The organism is Flavobacterium sp. RHBU_3 (assembly GCF_046613565.1).
Lineage (GTDB): Bacteria > Bacteroidota > Bacteroidia > Flavobacteriales > Flavobacteriaceae > Flavobacterium.
Genome location: NZ_JBKJHC010000002.1, coordinates 220,978 through 236,930 on the forward strand (window position 1 = coordinate 220,978; position 15,953 = coordinate 236,930).

Annotated in this window: 18 protein-coding genes and 1 tRNA gene; 11 read left to right on the forward strand and 8 right to left on the reverse strand. The window is 42.4% G+C overall.

What is annotated here, in order from left to right:
• Positions 1-12: 12 nt before the first annotated feature.
• Both ACLI1A_RS03320 and ACLI1A_RS03325 read right to left on the reverse strand, forming a co-directional pair.
• Positions 13-1,053 (reverse strand): Gfo/Idh/MocA family oxidoreductase, encoded by a 1,041-nt coding sequence (locus ACLI1A_RS03320; protein WP_411406064.1) that lies wholly within the window; start codon positions 1,051-1,053, stop codon positions 13-15.
• A gap of 152 nt (positions 1,054-1,205) precedes the next feature.
• Entirely contained in the window at positions 1,206-2,273 is a 1,068-nt protein-coding gene (locus ACLI1A_RS03325; RefSeq protein ID WP_411406066.1) for an NADH:flavin oxidoreductase/NADH oxidase, read from the reverse strand.
• Between the two features lie 202 nt (positions 2,274-2,475).
• On the opposite strand from ACLI1A_RS03325, the gene rseP reads away from it, so the two are divergent.
• The 6 genes from rseP to ACLI1A_RS03355 all read left to right on the forward strand — a co-directional run bounded on the left by rseP (position 2,476) and on the right by ACLI1A_RS03355 (position 7,083).
• The gene (rseP, locus tag ACLI1A_RS03330; RefSeq protein WP_411406068.1) at positions 2,476-3,813 is read left to right on the forward strand and encodes an RIP metalloprotease RseP; all 1,338 of its coding nucleotides are present in this window, start codon (positions 2,476-2,478) and stop codon (positions 3,811-3,813) included.
• Positions 3,814-3,937: 124 nt separating this feature from the next.
• Positions 3,938-4,011, forward strand: a tRNA-Asn gene (locus ACLI1A_RS03335).
• On the forward strand, positions 3,988-4,419 hold the full coding sequence (locus tag ACLI1A_RS03340) for a GIY-YIG nuclease family protein (RefSeq protein WP_411406070.1): 432 nt from the start codon (positions 3,988-3,990) through the stop codon (positions 4,417-4,419). The genes ACLI1A_RS03335 and ACLI1A_RS03340 overlap by 24 nt, the downstream gene beginning before the upstream one ends.
• A 201-nt stretch (positions 4,420-4,620) precedes the next feature.
• Positions 4,621-5,493: an AraC family transcriptional regulator gene (locus tag ACLI1A_RS03345; protein ID WP_411406072.1), complete on the forward strand. Its 873-nt coding sequence runs from the start codon at positions 4,621-4,623 to the stop codon at positions 5,491-5,493.
• Positions 5,494-5,568: 75 nt separating this feature from the next.
• Positions 5,569-6,477, forward strand: coding sequence for an NAD(P)/FAD-dependent oxidoreductase (locus ACLI1A_RS03350; RefSeq protein ID WP_411406074.1), 909 nt, complete (start codon positions 5,569-5,571; stop codon positions 6,475-6,477).
• A gap of 12 nt (positions 6,478-6,489) precedes the next feature.
• Entirely contained in the window at positions 6,490-7,083 is a 594-nt protein-coding gene (locus tag ACLI1A_RS03355) for a short chain dehydrogenase (protein ID WP_411406076.1), read from the forward strand.
• A gap of 58 nt (positions 7,084-7,141) precedes the next feature.
• On the opposite strand, the gene pyk is transcribed toward ACLI1A_RS03355, so the two are convergent.
• The 5 genes from pyk to ACLI1A_RS03380 form a co-directional block, all read right to left on the reverse strand.
• The gene (pyk, locus tag ACLI1A_RS03360; RefSeq protein WP_411406078.1) at positions 7,142-8,572 is read right to left on the reverse strand and encodes a pyruvate kinase; all 1,431 of its coding nucleotides are present in this window, start codon (positions 8,570-8,572) and stop codon (positions 7,142-7,144) included.
• 4 nt (positions 8,573-8,576) lie between these two features.
• On the reverse strand, positions 8,577-9,056 hold the full coding sequence (locus ACLI1A_RS03365; RefSeq protein WP_411406080.1) for an IPExxxVDY family protein: 480 nt from the start codon (positions 9,054-9,056) through the stop codon (positions 8,577-8,579).
• Between the two features lie 118 nt (positions 9,057-9,174).
• The gene (rnc, locus tag ACLI1A_RS03370) at positions 9,175-9,921 is read right to left on the reverse strand and encodes a ribonuclease III (protein ID WP_411406477.1); all 747 of its coding nucleotides are present in this window, start codon (positions 9,919-9,921) and stop codon (positions 9,175-9,177) included.
• Between the two features lie 7 nt (positions 9,922-9,928).
• Positions 9,929-11,182, reverse strand: coding sequence for a beta-ketoacyl-ACP synthase II (gene fabF / locus ACLI1A_RS03375; RefSeq protein WP_411406082.1), 1,254 nt, complete (start codon positions 11,180-11,182; stop codon positions 9,929-9,931).
• A 218-nt stretch (positions 11,183-11,400) separates the two neighbouring features.
• Positions 11,401-11,637: an acyl carrier protein gene (locus ACLI1A_RS03380; RefSeq protein WP_026980165.1), complete on the reverse strand. Its 237-nt coding sequence runs from the start codon at positions 11,635-11,637 to the stop codon at positions 11,401-11,403.
• Between the two features lie 179 nt (positions 11,638-11,816).
• On the opposite strand from ACLI1A_RS03380, the gene ACLI1A_RS03385 reads away from it, so the two are divergent.
• The 4 genes from ACLI1A_RS03385 to ACLI1A_RS03400 all read left to right on the forward strand — a co-directional run bounded on the left by ACLI1A_RS03385 (position 11,817) and on the right by ACLI1A_RS03400 (position 14,157).
• The gene (locus tag ACLI1A_RS03385; protein WP_411406085.1) at positions 11,817-12,380 is read left to right on the forward strand and encodes a phosphoribosylglycinamide formyltransferase; all 564 of its coding nucleotides are present in this window, start codon (positions 11,817-11,819) and stop codon (positions 12,378-12,380) included.
• Between the two features lie 47 nt (positions 12,381-12,427).
• Entirely contained in the window at positions 12,428-13,003 is a 576-nt protein-coding gene (locus ACLI1A_RS03390) for a hypothetical protein (RefSeq protein ID WP_411406086.1), read from the forward strand.
• Positions 13,004-13,049: 46 nt separating this feature from the next.
• Positions 13,050-13,514 carry a ribonuclease HI gene (rnhA, locus tag ACLI1A_RS03395; protein WP_411406088.1) on the forward strand — a complete coding sequence of 155 codons (465 nt, stop codon included), beginning with the start codon at positions 13,050-13,052 and terminating at the stop codon, positions 13,512-13,514.
• A gap of 202 nt (positions 13,515-13,716) precedes the next feature.
• Complete coding sequence (locus tag ACLI1A_RS03400; RefSeq protein WP_411406090.1) at positions 13,717-14,157, forward strand: response regulator; 441 nt, start codon at positions 13,717-13,719, stop codon at positions 14,155-14,157.
• Between the two features lie 75 nt (positions 14,158-14,232).
• Here the strand turns inward: ACLI1A_RS03400 and ACLI1A_RS03405 are convergent, their stop codons facing one another.
• Positions 14,233-14,367, reverse strand: a complete 135-nt coding sequence (locus ACLI1A_RS03405) for a hypothetical protein (protein WP_411406092.1) — start codon at positions 14,365-14,367, stop codon at positions 14,233-14,235.
• A 588-nt stretch (positions 14,368-14,955) separates the two neighbouring features.
• On the opposite strand from ACLI1A_RS03405, the gene ACLI1A_RS03410 reads away from it, so the two are divergent.
• Positions 14,956-15,885 (forward strand): PfkB family carbohydrate kinase, encoded by a 930-nt coding sequence (locus ACLI1A_RS03410; protein ID WP_411406094.1) that lies wholly within the window; start codon positions 14,956-14,958, stop codon positions 15,883-15,885.
• Positions 15,886-15,953 lie beyond the last annotated feature (68 nt).

Consider the following 15,953-nt stretch of genomic DNA (forward strand, 5'->3'; position numbering starts at 1 on the left):
TTATGGTTATTGTTATAGCGTTACTACCTGCCCGGTATTGCTGCTTAGCAGGGCGGCATCTATTATTTTCATTACACGGGCACCGTCCTGGGCGGTAACGGGTTCGGTAGCATTTTCGGTAATGGCTTTGTACACACCATCAAACAGGCCGTAGTAGTTGCCCTGTAGTGTAGGTATGGTGTTACGAATGGTTTCGCCATCTTTAACTATGTTTAGTATGCCGCTAAGCTCCTCCGGTTCTGTACCCCAATCGGTAAGATTAGGTTTGGCACCGGTTTTTAGTACATCTTCCTGCACATCGCCACGGTGTTTCATAAAGCTGCCGTTTCGCCCTTGTAAGATGTAGCTGGGCACCATTTCTTTATTAAAAAAGCCTGCATGCAAACGCACGCGCTTATCCGGGTAATACAATAGTATATCTATATTATCGTCTACCAACGACCCCTGGCGCAGGGTACGAATATCAGCAAAAACAGATTTCGGATACCCAAAAAGATACAATGCCTGATCGATAATGTGCGGCCCCAGGTCTTTTAGCACCCCGGCCCCGGCATTGGCACTTTCTTTCCATGCCTTAGGGCTAAGGTTAGGGTTATAACGGTCGAAACGGATTTCGGCTTCTACTATTTCGCCCAAATCACCCGATTCCAATACCTGCTTTACAGTTTTCAGGTCGCTATCCCAACGGCGGTTTTGGTACACGGTAAGCTTCAGTCCATTTTCTTTGGCAAGGGCATCCAGCTCCTCGGCTTCGGCTGCCGTAGTGGTAAAGGCTTTTTCTACCAGGGCATGTTTACCGGCTTGCAATACTTTTTTAGTATAGTCGAAATGCGTGTCTACAGGAGTGTTTACCACAACCAGGTCTACGTCATCGGCAAGGAGTTCTTCCAGGGTTTCGTATCGTTTTACATTGGGGTAATCCTGACGGATAAGGTCTTTACTGCGCTCCCAGGCACCGGTAAGTTCAAAGCCTTCGTGCAGGGTTAAAAAAGGTGCGTGGAATACCTTACCCGACATTCCGTATGATAATAGTGCTGTTTTTATTTTTTTCATTTTTACTGGTTTAATTGTGCCCCGCACTTATACAAATGCGGGGCACAATGAGACTATTTTTATTTTTGATGCAAATTTAGATTGCCACGGTCGTGCCTCCCTCGCATTGACTGTGACTGAAAACTGTTTCTACCACAACCGACAACCAACAACTACAACTTAGCGCGTTCGTATTGTTTAGGCCAAACCACATCGGCACCTAGCTCGTGGGCAAAGGTGAGCCCCAGGTGCGCATCGCGTAGCGACTCACGGGCAAACAGTACCAGGTCGGCTTTACCCTCAGCTACTATGGCTTCTGCCTGATGTGCTTCGGTAATAAGCCCTACGGCTCCGGTACATATATGGGCTTCTTTTTTAATCCTTTCGGCTATAAACACCTGATAGTTTGGCTCCACCGGAATTTGCTGCGCGCGGGTTAATCCTCCCGAAGAACAATCAATCAGGTCTACGCCTTTTTCTTTTAAAATTTTAGCTAATGCTACCGATTCATCCAGTGTCCAGCCCCCATCGGCCCAGTCGGTTCCCGAAAGGCGGACAAACAAAGGCAGGTCGGCAGGCCATTCGGTTTGCACAGCATCAGTTACTTCCAGCAATAGTCGGATGCGGTTTTCAAAACTGCCTCCATACTCATCAGTACGCTCGTTAGACAACGGCGAAAGAAACTGATGCAGCAGGTAGCCGTGCGCTCCGTGCAGCTCTATTACTTTAAATCCGGCAGCCAGGGCGCGTTTTGTAGCGGCCTTAAAATCGGCTATAACTTTGGCTATGCCTTCTTTATCCAGTTCCAGTGGTGGCAGTTCTTCCCTGTCGCTAAATCGGATGGGGCTTGGGGCTACGGTGCGCCAGCCGCCTTCGGCTTCGGTAAGTTTATGCCCACCCTGCCATGGTGCGGCGCAACTTGCCTTTCGGCCGGCGTGTGCCAGCTGTATGCCGGGAACCGAGTTTTGTTCCAGTATAAAATGGTTAATTTCCTGTAGTTTTTCGATATGGGCATCATCCCACAAGCCCAGGTCGGCGGGCGAAATGCGTGCTTCGGGCGATACGGCTGTGGCTTCCTGAATAATAAGTGCGGCACCGCCCGCAGCGCGTGCCCCCAGGTGTACCAGGTGCCAGTTGTTTGCAAAACCATCTACGGCGCTGTATTGGCACATGGGCGATATTACAATGCGGTTCTTCAGGATGATGCTTTTAAACTGGTGTATGGAGAATAATTGTGACATAAATTTATAAGGTGTTTTTACAAGCTAATCCTTACAGAAAGGTAAGGGTTTTCAATGTAAAATTACCGCAGAGTATGCAAATATGAATTGCATTCGTCATTATTAACAAACTTTTAATTGGTATAACGATGTAATAATTTGGGAGTATGTAAATCAGAAAACACTATTTTTGTGCGTTTCATATACATTTTAAAACTGATCAATGGATACACTTATTCAGATTGCCCAACTTGTTTTAATGTTGTCAATACTTGTAGTATTGCATGAATTTGGGCACTATATTACTGCAAAGATGTTTAAAGTTCGCGTAGAAAAGTTCTACCTTTTTATGGATGCGGGCTTCTCTTTAATAAAAAAGAAAATAGGCGAAACCGAATGGGGTATAGGCTGGCTTCCGCTGGGAGGCTACGTAAAGCTGAGCGGTATGATAGACGAAAGTATGGATACCGAGGCCATGAAAAGCGAACCACAACCGTGGGAGTTTCGTTCTAAGCCGGCATGGCAAAGACTGTTGATAATGCTGGGTGGTATTATAGTAAACCTGCTTTTGGCCTGGTTTATCTATACGATGGTGTTTTGTACCTACGGGAAAAAATATGCCAGTACCGAAGCCGTAATGAAAAACGGCCTTGCCTTTGGCCCTATAGGTACTGCTGCCGGGTTTAAGGATGGCGATAAAATACTTAGCGTAGACGGTAAATTTCAGCCTCAATTTGACCGTATGCAGCTGGACGTACTGCTGGGAGATGAAATAAAAGTATTACGCGATGGTAAAGAAGTAACCATTCACCTTAATGATAAAAGCCTGCACGACATTCTTGAAAAGGAGGGGCGTGATTTTATGCATCTGAAGGCAACCCAAACGGTTGTGGACAGCCTGCTGCCTAAAGGGCTTGCAGTAAAGTCTGGGCTTAAAAAAGGAGACAGCATTGTAGGAGTGGAGGGTAAGCCGCTACGCTATATGGCTCAGGTGAGTGAAGAAGCCTTCAAGCATAAAAAAGGTAAGCTTGTACTTAATATTAAAAGAGCCGGTGAAAAACTGGATATAACTACAGGTGTAGACTCTACCGGTACTATAGGCATGGTGCAGAGAGCACCGTATGAAAAAGATATACTGGTTACAGAAAAGTACAGTTTCTTTGGTGCTATACCTGCCGCTATGGATGAGTCGTACTCTAAGCTGTACTATACCATAAAGCAGTTTAAGCTTATTCTGCGCCCTAATACCGGCGCATACACACAGGTGCAAAGTGTGGTGGGCATAGCCAGCAAGCTGCCTACTACATGGGATTGGGAATTTTTCTGGAACTTTACGGCGTTCTTTTCGGTGGCATTAGCGTTTATGAACCTATTGCCAATACCGGGATTAGACGGCGGTCATGCCATTTTTACCATTGCTGAGATGATAACAGGGAAAAAACTTTCAGATAAAGCGGCCGGTGTGGTACAGACTGTAGGGATGGTTATTTTGCTTAGTCTCATGGTGTTGGTTATCGGTAAGGATGTGTGGATTTTAGTGAAGGAAAAATTCTTTGCATAAATTTTAAAAAAATGTTTGCGGAATTTAAAAATGGGTGTATATTTGCACCGCAATAAAGGCAACACACTAAGTCGCCGAAAGCTCTTAAAAATAGCGATTTTTCAGAAACTAAAAATATACAGTTTCCTCCTTAGCTCAGTTGGTTAGAGCATCTGACTGTTAATCAGAGGGTCCTTGGTTCGAGCCCAAGAGGGGGAGCTTTTAAAGCCAGTCGTAAGACTGGCTTTTTTGTTTTATATTGGTTTTATGAGTTTCTTTATTTTTACTACTTTAGTATTATGCTTTTTTGTCTTACTTCACAACCAATCTGTGCAAAATCATATTGTATATATCCTTTCTTCAAAAAAACTGAACCGCTATTACATAGGTTATACCTCGGATATTGATGTCCGGATGGATTTTTACAATAATGCCGAGGCAAGAAAATTTACAGCAAAGGCGGATGACTGGGAAATAGTGTTTACTCTTAGCTGTGAAACAAAGAAACAGGCTTTAGCGATAGAAAAACATATTAAGGCAATGAAAAGTAAAGTGTATGTGCAAAACCTAATAAAGTACACCGATATTCGGGATAAGTTACTGAAAAAATATTCCTCAGTTGGTTAGAGCATCTGTTGTTAATCAGAGCCCCGATAGCTATCGGGGTTGGCCGAGCCCAAGAGGGGGAGCTTTTTTGTTTTTAGGTCTTTCCATTTTTATTTGCCCTTTTAAAAGAAAGATATGCTTTGTTTATCTTGTTGTAAGTAGCAGCTTACTCATTCGGAATACTGTTGCGACATATTCTATAATAAAACATACCTTAGCAGTATGGATAAAATACTTGTGCGACATATTACCGGAATAGTGAAGGAACCCGAATTCTTTGGCAACTTTAGTATTCGCAAAATTGAAGAGGTGCTTTCCGGAGGGTCTTTTTTACAGGAGCTCCATCGGCACAGTTTTTATTTTGTATTGGTAATACATCAGGGCAGCGGCGAACATGTTGTTGATTTTATTTCATATCCTGTAACGCCCGGTTCGGTTTTCTTCATGCGTCCGGGGCAGGTACACAAACTTCAGTTAAAAAGCGGTACCACGGGCTACCTGATGCAGTTTGACAGTGCTTTTTACAACCCTCAGGAAAAATCTGTAAAAGAGGTGCTGAACCATTTAGGTAATCGCACTTATTGCAAGCTGAATGACGACAGGTGGGTCAATACATTTGGGATCTTGCAGGGTATTTACAACGAATGTTCCGCTAAAGAAGCGCTACACCCGCAGGCCATACGCTCATGGCTTGATATTTTGTTTATCGATTTATTCAGGCAGGGGTGTAATTGCGGTAATTGTAAACAAGGCGGTAGCGATTATAACCGCTTAAAGCTGGAAGAGCTGCTCAATCTGGTAAATATTCATTTTGCGGAGCACAAGCAGGTGGGTTTTTATGCCGATAAAATGAATCTTACCCAATACCAGTTAAACGCTGTGATAAAGGCAACATTGGGTAAAACCTTTTCCGAACTTATGACAGGTACAATTGTCCTTGAAGCCAAAAGGCAATTGCTGGCTACTGTAAACCAGGTAAACCATATCGCTTTTAGCCTGGGCTACGAAGATGTATCGTATTTTATACGGTTTTTCAGGAAGCATACAGGATATACACCCGAAGCCTTTCGAAACAACTTTAAAGAAGTCCTGTAGTACTCCATTATTGTCCTGCATTATTGGTTATAGGCCATATTACTTTTGCTGAACTGTTTTACAAAAGTAATTCCTATGAAAAATAATAACATTTATGATGTAATAATCATTGGCGGCAGCTATGCCGGCCTTTCTGCTGCCATGGCGCTGGGGCGTGCATTAAAAAGCGTGCTTGTGCTGGACTCAGGACTGCCCTGTAACAGACAAACGCCATTTTCGCACAACTTCCTTACTAACGACGGAAAAACTCCCGTAGAAATAGCTAAAACAGCAAAAGAGCAGGTGCTGGCATATCCTACTGTGGCTTTTTTTGGTGATAAGGTTGCAGATGCCGTAAAGACGGCTGACGGATTTACCGTAACACTCGAAGGTGGTGAAACATTTTTAGGACACAAGCTGATTTTTGCAACAGGGATAAAAGACATTTTGCCCGATGTGTCTGGACTTGCTGAATGTTGGGGTATATCGGTATTACACTGCCCGTATTGCCACGGATACGAGGTTAAGGGGGTACCAACTGCCATACTTAATAACGGTGATACGGCCTTTGAGGTGGCAAAATTAATACGCAACTGGACGGATGATTTGGTGATAGTTACTAACGGGAGTGCTGATTTTTCAGAGGAGCAATGGCAGTTCTTAGAACAGCAAAACATAGGTGTGGCTGAAGCTGAGGTTTCGCATATTTTGCACAACGAAGGTTATATTTCGGCAATAGTGTTTCACAATAACACATCTATTCCGGTAAAAGCGGCCTACATACGCGCACCCTTTCAGCAGCATTGCGGCTTACCTGAAAAACTGGGCTGTGAAATTACACCCGAAGGATATATTATGATTAACCCTATGCAACAAACCACAGTGCCGGGTGTTTTTGCCTGTGGCGATAATTCGGGGCCTATGAGGGCGGTGGCGCACGCGGTTTTTACCGGTACCATGGCTGGAATCAGCGCCAGTAAGGAACTAATTTTTGAGAATTACTAAACAGATTTATACATGAAAATACTTATTGTAGGCGCATCGGGTACCATGGGCCAATACTTGGTGGAGCAACTTAAAACGGAACACGAAATCGTAACTGCCGGTTCGCGTAGCGGCGATGTTATTGTAGATATTACATCGGTAGCATCTATAGAAAATATGTACAATCAGGTAGGGTCGTTTGATGCGCTGGTATGTACTGCGGGCCCAACCTATGTAGGGCCATGGGAAACCCTGAATGATGAAAAATTCAGGATAGGGGTAGAGGGCAAAATGATGGGGCAGGTAAACCTTGTGCTCATTGGGCAACATTACGTTAATCCTGGTGGCTCTTTTACGCTTATAACGGGTGCTTTAACCTATACGCCGCAGCGCAATTTTGCCAACGCCTCTGCAGCAAACGGAGCCGTTGAAGGATTTGTGCGTGGTGCTGCCATTGAACTTAACAGGGGAGTAAGGATAAATGCGGTAGCACCGGGCGTTATAGAGAACTCTCCGCATTATTTTCCGTACTTTCCGGGCGAGGCACCCACAACCATGAAAAACCTGGAATACGCGTTTAGGAAAAGCATATTCGGGCCGGCAACAGGCGAGGTTATAAAAGTATAAAACAAAAATGGCTGCCCACGGGCAGCCATTACTATATACATCAACAGTGTTGATTATACTATTCAATTTCAGAAACCCTTAGGGTATTCACCATACCGCGGTCGGCAACCGGCATAGCAGCAAGGTTGATAACGATATCACCTTTTTCTACAATACCTTTTTCTACAGCTATAGCGTTTACGTCTACTACGGTTTCATCAGTACTAAGTGATTTGTCGTAGTATACAGCTGTAACACCCCATAGCAGGCCAAGCTGGGTAATAATTTTCTTGTTGTCTGTAAACACAAGGATACGAGAGTTTGGCCTCCAGGCAGAAATCTGGAATGCAGTGTATCCGCTGTTTGTAAGCGTACAAATAGCTTTTGCCTGTATGGTACCTGCCATTTGAGCAGCGTGGTAGCATATAGATTTAGTAATGTAGCGCTTAGTACGTACTGTAGGTACGTTTTGCGGTACTGTGATTAGTGGAGAATCTTCTACAGCTTCAATGATCTGTGTCATTTTCTCAATAACCTGTACAGGGTAGTTACCTACCGATGTTTCACCCGAAAGCATTACCGCGTCAGCACCGTCCATTACAGAGTTAGCTACGTCGTTTACCTCGGCACGTGTAGGTGTAAGGCTTGTAATCATGGTTTCCATCATCTGTGTAGCCACAATTACAGGGATACGTGCAGTTTTAGCACGGTTGATAAGCTTTTTCTGGATAAGTGGTACCTCATGAGCAGGCATTTCCACACCCAAGTCGCCACGCGCTACCATAAGGCCGTCGCAGTAAGCTACAATCTTATCTATGTTTTCTACACCTTCCGGCTTTTCTATTTTAGCTACGATAGGAATTTTATGGTCTGAGTGCTCATCGATAAGTACACGAAGGTCTTCAAGATCCTGAGGTGTACGTACAAATGAAAGCGCTATCCAGTCTACCTGTGCTTTAATGGCAAAGATAGCATCGCGGATGTCTTTCTCTGTAAGTGCAGGAAGCGATACCTTAGTGTTAGGAAGGTTTACACCTTTTTTAGATTTAAGCGGGCCACCTTGTATAACAACTGTTTTTACTTCGGCAGTTTTGTCAGTTTCAACAACTTCAAATATAAGTTTACCGTCGTCAAGCAGTATTCTTTCGCCTGGGTTTACGTCGTTAGGGAACGCCTTGTAGTTCATGTATACCCTTTCGGCAGTACCCGGAACATCCTCGGCAGTCTGGAAGGTAATGATATCGCCCGGGTTTACCACCACGTCTTCCTTCATTACACCCACACGCAGTTTTGGCCCCTGCAGGTCGGCAAGTATTGATGTGTTGTAGCCAAACTCTTCGTTAAGGCCGCGGATAATGTCTATACGCTCTTGTACGTCAGCATAATCAGCATGTGAAAAGTTGATCCTGAATACGTTTACACCAGCGTCTATCATGTTCTTGATAACTTCCCTGGTGCTACACGCAGGACCCAGCGTGGCCACAATTTTAGTTTTCTTGTTTGTCGGCATTCTCTTAAAAAATTAAGTTGTTCTTCGATTTTAGTTTATAGTGGTCTACAGTGTAGGCAGTGGTTACCTGTTTTATCTTCAGCAGCTGCTGTACTATGGTAGAATCAGCGTCGGCAGCATTCTCTACTTTTAGTACATAATCGGCCGTTTTTAGTTCCGGCAAAAAAAATGCGCTGTAGTTAAAGTCAAACCCATCTGCGCTAAAAAGCGACACATTGCTTGTCTGGACAGGGCTAATACTGGTTTTGTTCTGTATAAGGTGCCAGGCCTCATCCTGATCCTCGAAGTCGAAAAAATAACGTGAAAACAAAGCCAATCCTTCTTTTTGTTTCACACCCAGGTCGTTAGGGCATCTTTCCAGCTTAATTTCAAGTTCCTTGTTTACAAAATAAGCTAACCGGTAGTCTTCTAACGATGAATGTATTGCGATTAGTGTATAATCGGCACTTTCAAAATCATCAATTAATAACTTATGGATAGCCATAGTACTAACACTCCAAATAAGTCGTAAATATATGACTTAAAAATTATAAAAAATAATCTTAAAATTAAGTTTATGCTATTTTCAGCACGAAAACGTTTTAGGATAATCGAAACTTAATTTAATTTTTGTTAATTTTTTTCTGAAATGCGAAATATGCACGTTGAGACGCTTTTTCTTCAGCCTTCTTTTTTGAAGTCGCCCTCGCTCTTGCTACAATTTGGCCGTCTATTTTCAGTTTTACACCAAAATGTTTCGGGCCTTCTATACCATTGTCCTCATAGATTTCATAATGGAATGCCTTTTTTTGTTTTTGGCACCATTCTATTACAAGGCTTTTGTAGCTTATTACCTTGCCTTCCAGCTTAGGTATGTCTACATACGGCAATATTACTTTTTCGTGAATAAATTGTTCGCAATACGGAAAACCCCTGTCCAGGTAAATAGCACCCACAAAGGCTTCAAAAAGATTACCATGAATATTTTCGCCAAAATGGTTAGCCGATACTTTGCTCTCTACCCATTTTATAAGGTTAAGATCGCGCCCCAGTTCATTAAGGTGTTCGCGGCTAACAATTTTAGAACGCATTTTTGTAAGGTAGCCTTCGTCTCCGGTGGGTACTTCGTTAAATAAATGCGCAGCAATGACAGACCCCAGCATGGCGTCGCCCAGAAATTCAAGTCTTTCGTAGTTAATGGGGTTACCTTTTTCGTCTTGCTTGTTACTGCTGCGATGGGTAAATGCCCTGCGATAATGGTTAAGCTCTATGGGCTCAAAACCAAGTATCGTCTTCATTTCGGTAAAAAAAATCCCGCCTTCATTAGGAACCGGGCGGGATTTTGAAAATATTTTTTTAAAGAATCCCATAAGCGGATTATTCTTCAAGCTTTTTAACCAGTACACAAGCGTTGTGGCCACCAAAACCAAAGGTGTTGCTCATTACCACTTTCATATCGCGTTTTTGCGCTTTATTAAAGGTGAAGTTAAGCTTTGGATCGATGTTTTCATCGTCTGTAAAGTGGTTTATGGTAGGTGGCACTATGCCATATTTAATAGAAAGTATAGAGGCAATTGTTTCTATAGCCCCGGCAGCACCCAGTAGGTGGCCCGTCATACTCTTAGTAGAGTTTAGGTTAAGGGTATAGGCATGCTGGCCAAATACTTCAAGTATTGCTTTGCTTTCGGCAATGTCGCCCAGCGGAGTACTTGTACCGTGCATGTTTACACCGTCTACGTCTTCCGGTTTAAGGCCTGCATCTCTAAGGCAGTTTATCATTACGTTTTTAGCGCCAAGCCCTTCCGGGTGCGGAGCCGTAATGTGGTGAGCGTCGGCACTCATACCGCCACCGCCTATTTCGCAGTATATTCTTGCCCCACGTGCTTTTGCGTGCTCATATTCTTCAAGAATAAGGGCTCCGGCGCCTTCACCCAGTACAAAACCTTCGCGGTCTTTGTCCATAGGGCGGCTTGCAGTAGCAGGGTCGTCATTTCTTGTGCTAAGGGCATGCAGGGCGTTAAAGCCTCCCATACCTGCTATGGTTACAGCAGCCTCGCTACCGCCGCTTACCATAACATCGGCATGACCCAGACGGATGTAGTTAAACGCGTCTATAAGCGCGTTTGTAGACGAAGCACAGGCACTAACCGTAGTAAAGTTAGGGCCGCGGAAGCCATATTTCATAGATATATGTCCACCGGCTATATCGGCAATCATTTTAGGAATAAAGAACGGGTTAAACTTAGGCACACCATTTCCGTTAGCCCAGTTGATTACTTCTTCCTGGAACGTTTCAAGGCCTCCTATACCCGATCCCCATATAACGCCTACCCTGTCTTTATCCAGGGTTTCCATATTAAAACCGGCGTCATTTACAGCCTCTTCACTGGCTACCATGGCGTACTGCGCATAGCGGTCCATTTTTCGGGCTTCTTTGCGTTCTATAAAGTCTTCTACATTGAAGTTCTTTACTTCGCACGCAAACTTGGTCTTAAAGTTGGTGGTATCAAAGTATGTAATGGGCGCAGCGCCGCTTACACCATTTATAAGGCTGTTCCAGTATTCTTCTACAGTATTGCCTATTGGTGTTAGTGCTCCTAAGCCGGTTACCACAACTCTCCTTAACGTCATACAGTTACTTTTTGGTTATATTTTATAAAACAATACCCATGTGCCTTTTGAATCTAAATAATAAATACAAAGAGAACATGGGTATCGGCTATTTATTTTTTGATGCTACAGTATGCCGTAGCAGTTCTTTTTTTAAAAAGCGATTATCAGACACCAATCGCAGATGCTAATAAACAATAACATCCATGCAAGAACATTGCATGGATGTTAGATATTTATTACTTCTTTGCTTCTTCTATGTAAGAAATAGCCTGACCAACAGTAGAGATGTTTTCAGCTTGGTCGTCCGGAATCTGGATGTCAAATTCTTTTTCGAACTCCATGATAAGCTCAACTGTGTCTAGCGAGTCGGCTCCAAGATCGTTAGTGAAGCTAGCTTCTGATACTACCTCGTTCTCGTCAACACCTAGTTTGTCTACGATGATCGCTTTTACTCTTGATGCAATGTCTGACATAATCTTTGAATTTTAGAATTTAAATTGAACGGCAAAAATAAAAAACTTTATTTTAAAACCACGCATAACCTAAAAAATGTGAGCACTAAGGTAAAAAATTAATTTCAGAAAAATGTGAAGACCGTGTTATTTTGCGGTATATTATTCTTTTTTTTGCACTTAGAAAACGGTGAAATAAAATGAAAAATATTGTGATTTTCGCTTCAGGAGGGGGGAGTAACGCCGAAAAAATAATAGAATATTTTGCAAACAGCCCCGTAGCAAGGGTAGTATTGGTGCTAAGTAACAGGCCAGGTGCCGGAGTGCTTTTTAAGGCAGAAAGCCACCATGTGCCTACGCTTACCTTTACAAAAGAGGAGCTGGAAAACGGCTGGGTGCTGCGCCATTTGCAGGCTTTTAACCCGCATATTATAGTGCTTGCGGGCTTTTTGCAGAAGTTTCCGGCCGATATTATTGCCGCTTATCCGCATAAAGTGATTAATATTCACCCTGCATTGCTGCCAAAATATGGCGGTAAAGGCATGTACGGTATACATGTGCACCGTGCTGTTTTAGAAAACAACGAACCCGAAAGCGGCATTACCATACATTATGTTGATGAAAATTATGATGAGGGTAATATTATTTTTCAGCAAAGCATAGCCCTGGCCGATTGTGCCACACCCGAAGAAGTAGCCGCCAAGGTGCTTGCTCTGGAGCATGAGCATTTTCCTAAAGTAATTGAGAAACTGCTTACTGAATAGAATGTAGCAATTGTTTGATGTAGTAATGTTAATCATCACAAGGGACAATGAAATTAAGCGATGATATTAAAACAGAAATACGATGTTTCGTTTATTTTTTATTTAGTGGTACTGTTGATTCCAGGCTTATTAAAGCAAATTTTGATTATCTGGAACTAATACTTAAGACTCCACAATTGGTTTTTAATTGTTTTAAGGTTTTTACATCTGCATCTTATTCCGGTATGCCTAATACCAAAACTGCGGTGGGGGATTATATTGTTGCATTGCATTACTACCCAATGGAAGCAGACGATATTTTAAACGAAGCAGAGGGAAAGCTGCTAACTAATAAGCATGATTTTTGGTTTTCGTTTCTTGAGTTTTCTGAGAAATTCTGTTTCAACAACTTTTCTGTGCCGCTTGCAAATTTTGACTTGTACGTGGATTTTTATAATGTTGGGTCAGATGCATTAATGCCATTTATAATCTGGACAAACGTGGTTGAGATTGATGAGAACAACCAGTTACTTAATAAAGGGTACGCTACGCGCAGGGCCAATGAAATATTATTATCGGTGTTTGATGGAGTAAAACCAGATATTCCATTTAGCGAGGAGGAACTTGACGCTGAATTTTATTAATCAACAATTCGAATAACCAAATTAACAAATAACCGCATAACCTAAAATGCATACCGTACATATATATACAGATGGCGCTGCCAAGGGAAATCCCGGGCCAGGTGGCTATGGGGTAATCCTTGAGCAAGTGGGTACCGGTTACCGTAAGGAGTTTTATGAAGGCTTCAGGCTTACAACAAATAACAGAATGGAATTGCTTGCCGTAATTGTAGGGCTGGAAAAACTTACTAAGCCCGGCACCACGGTACTTGTGGTGAGCGACAGTAAATATGTGGTAGATAGTGTGAGTAAAGGTTGGGTTTTTGGTTGGGAGAAAAAAGGGTATAAGGATAAAAAGAACCCTGACCTGTGGAAACGGTTCTTAAAAATATACCGCCAGCACAAAGTAGATTTTAAGTGGATAAAAGGTCATAACCAGCATCCTCAAAACGAAAGGTGCGATGAACTCGCTGTAATGGCAAGTACTATGGCTGATTTGCATATTGATGCCTTTTATGAAGAACAGGAATAAAAAGTTATGTTTTGCGTCGGTTTTATTACAAGTTAATTGCTTTTTAAGGCATTTTACCGCACAAAACCCGACTCAAACATATATTAGGTTACCTTTGCAATTATTAACCCCGATTTACGGAAGGGTTGTTTTTTAAGTGGGGCTTTCTGCGAAGGATTTTCTTTTAAAACTAACTTTTAGCAAGTCATAAAAAAGAAAGTTTATGTTGTCTCCACTAAAAAATATTTACCTGGCCGATGACGATCGGGACGACGCCGAACTTTTTCAGGAAGCACTTTCTGAAATTACTTCCGGTTACAGCCTTAATGTTTTTACCGATGGCCGTGCGCTTATAGATGCGGTTGTTGTTGCCGATGTACTTCCGGATATAATTTTTATAGATGTAAATATGCCCCGACTGGGTGGACTTGATGCCTTGTGTGAGTTACGTGAAAACGCTGCGCTGCGCCAGGTGCCGGTTATTATTTATTCTACAAGCTCCAGTATGGCTTATGTTTCTAAAGCGCATGAGGGCGGTGCAAATTTCTATTTTGTAAAGCCGTCGGATTTTACAAGCTTATGCAGCCAGATTAGCCATTTCCTTTTCCTGGACTGGGATAATTATATAACGCCCGAGCTTGGAGGCTTTTTGCTCCAGGCATAATCACGTTGCAAATAAGGAATAAAAGCCTGTACATTATATAATGTACAGGCTTTTATGGTCGAAATCGTTATAGTGTTACATGCTGAAAAAAGCAAGCCCTAAAAGGCACGCTCCTACAACAGATCCTATGCTTACAGCCAGCATTTTTACAAACATACCGTTAGGTAGCTCGTCTTCGTGCTCATATCTTTGATTTTGATTCGCCAACATAATCCCCTTTGTTTAAAATTCTACATTAAATTTACAACTTCATTAAATCTCAACCTCACAATAAATTATTAATTAAAACTTTACAGTGTGTTAATCTTATAACGGCGAACTTATATATTTATTGCTTATAATGCAAGTGTAATCAGGGCTTAAAGTGTAAATTTAACATTAAAATCTGCTTAAAATTTTCAGTTTCGTAATTTTCGTGATAATTATATTTTGAACCAATAATATTTAACAAAATTATAACAATATTGAAAGCCCTACCGGGGTTTTTCCCTATTGTGCTGATTGTTAAATTTTTGTACACGCGCGTAACGTTGGTAAATATTGTAAGAATAGTCTTTGTTTATTGGGTGTTTTGAGTTGGTTAATGGCTCAGGCAGGGCTGTGAAAGGAAGTCCTGATAGTAAAGTTGTAAAAAGAAAACGATTTACCTTTGCAAAAACAAGTGTGTTTTTACCAAAAATATTCTTTTACACAAAACTTTAACCCTCTATACTTCTATAACTTAAATTGATTATTCCACTGTTGCTACTCTCGTAGCTTTGCACTATCTTTGCATCCTCAAATTTGAGACTGCAACAGATGAACAAACTACTCATTGTGGGAACCGTGGCTTTTGATGCCATAGAAACACCCTTCGGTAAAACCGACAAGATACTTGGCGGAGCCGCTACTTACATAGGCCTTTCGGCTTCATTTTTTAAAGTTAAAAGTGCCATAGTATCGGTTGTGGGCGAAGATTTCCCGCAGGAGTACATAGATATGCTAAACAACAAAGGCATAGACACTACTGCTATTGAGGTAGTTCCGGGTGGTAAAACCTTCTTTTGGAGCGGACGTTACCATAACGACCTTAACAGCCGCGATACCCTGGATACCCAGCTGAATGTATTGGCCGATTTTCAGCCTAAAGTTCCGGCTAACTTTACCGATGCCGATGTAGTAATGCTGGGTAACCTGCACCCATTAGTGCAAACCAGTGTGCTTAACCAGCTTACGGCTACCCCGAAACTCGTAGTGCTAGATACTATGAACTTCTGGATGGACTGTGCGCTGCCTGAACTTATGGATGTTATTAAGCGTGTAGATGTAATCACTGTAAACGACGAGGAAGCCCGTCAGCTAACCGGCGAATACAGCCTTGTAAAAGCTGCTGCAAAAATCCATACTATGGGGCCTAAGTACGTGGTGATTAAAAAAGGTGAACACGGTGCACTATTGTTCCACGATAAAAAAGTATTCTTTGCGCCTGCGCTTCCGCTTGAGGAAGTATTTGATCCTACCGGAGCCGGCGACACCTTTGCGGGTGGCTTTAGTGGTTACATAGCCCAGAGCGAGAATATTTCGTTTAAGAATTTAAAAAACGCTATCATTTACGGTTCTAACCTTGCTTCTTTTTGTGTAGAAAGATTCGGTACCGAGCGTATGGAAGGATTACAAAGGGATGAAGTGCTGGAACGCCTTCAGGAATTTAAAGCGCTCACTCAGTTTGATATAGCGCTGGAAGAATAAACATGAAAAATTAAGGCCTCACTACGGGGCTTTTTTTGATATAACTACAACACAACAACACATACTAC

Excerpts from the sequence above, each read along its gene's own strand:
- ACLI1A_RS03320 (WP_411406064.1), bottom strand. The coding sequence starts at position 1,053 with ATGAAAAAAATAAAAACAGCACTATTATCATACGGAATGTCGGGTAAG.
- ACLI1A_RS03325 (WP_411406066.1), bottom strand. The coding sequence starts at position 2,273 with ATGTCACAATTATTCTCCATACACCAGTTTAAAAGCATCATCCTGAAG.
- rseP (WP_411406068.1), top strand. The coding sequence starts at position 2,476 with ATGGATACACTTATTCAGATTGCCCAACTTGTTTTAATGTTGTCAATA.
- ACLI1A_RS03345 (WP_411406072.1), top strand. The coding sequence starts at position 4,621 with ATGGATAAAATACTTGTGCGACATATTACCGGAATAGTGAAGGAACCC.
- ACLI1A_RS03350 (WP_411406074.1), top strand. The coding sequence starts at position 5,569 with ATGAAAAATAATAACATTTATGATGTAATAATCATTGGCGGCAGCTAT.
- ACLI1A_RS03355 (WP_411406076.1), top strand. The coding sequence starts at position 6,490 with ATGAAAATACTTATTGTAGGCGCATCGGGTACCATGGGCCAATACTTG.
- pyk (WP_411406078.1), bottom strand. The coding sequence starts at position 8,572 with ATGCCGACAAACAAGAAAACTAAAATTGTGGCCACGCTGGGTCCTGCG.
- ACLI1A_RS03365 (WP_411406080.1), bottom strand. The coding sequence starts at position 9,056 with ATGGCTATCCATAAGTTATTAATTGATGATTTTGAAAGTGCCGATTAT.
- rnc (WP_411406477.1), bottom strand. The coding sequence starts at position 9,921 with ATGGGATTCTTTAAAAAAATATTTTCAAAATCCCGCCCGGTTCCTAAT.
- fabF (WP_411406082.1), bottom strand. The coding sequence starts at position 11,182 with ATGACGTTAAGGAGAGTTGTGGTAACCGGCTTAGGAGCACTAACACCA.
- ACLI1A_RS03380 (WP_026980165.1), bottom strand. The coding sequence starts at position 11,637 with ATGTCAGACATTGCATCAAGAGTAAAAGCGATCATCGTAGACAAACTA.
- ACLI1A_RS03385 (WP_411406085.1), top strand. The coding sequence starts at position 11,817 with ATGAAAAATATTGTGATTTTCGCTTCAGGAGGGGGGAGTAACGCCGAA.
- ACLI1A_RS03390 (WP_411406086.1), top strand. The coding sequence starts at position 12,428 with ATGAAATTAAGCGATGATATTAAAACAGAAATACGATGTTTCGTTTAT.
- rnhA (WP_411406088.1), top strand. The coding sequence starts at position 13,050 with ATGCATACCGTACATATATATACAGATGGCGCTGCCAAGGGAAATCCC.
- ACLI1A_RS03400 (WP_411406090.1), top strand. The coding sequence starts at position 13,717 with ATGTTGTCTCCACTAAAAAATATTTACCTGGCCGATGACGATCGGGAC.
- ACLI1A_RS03405 (WP_411406092.1), bottom strand. The coding sequence starts at position 14,367 with ATGTTGGCGAATCAAAATCAAAGATATGAGCACGAAGACGAGCTACCT.
- ACLI1A_RS03410 (WP_411406094.1), top strand. The coding sequence starts at position 14,956 with ATGAACAAACTACTCATTGTGGGAACCGTGGCTTTTGATGCCATAGAA.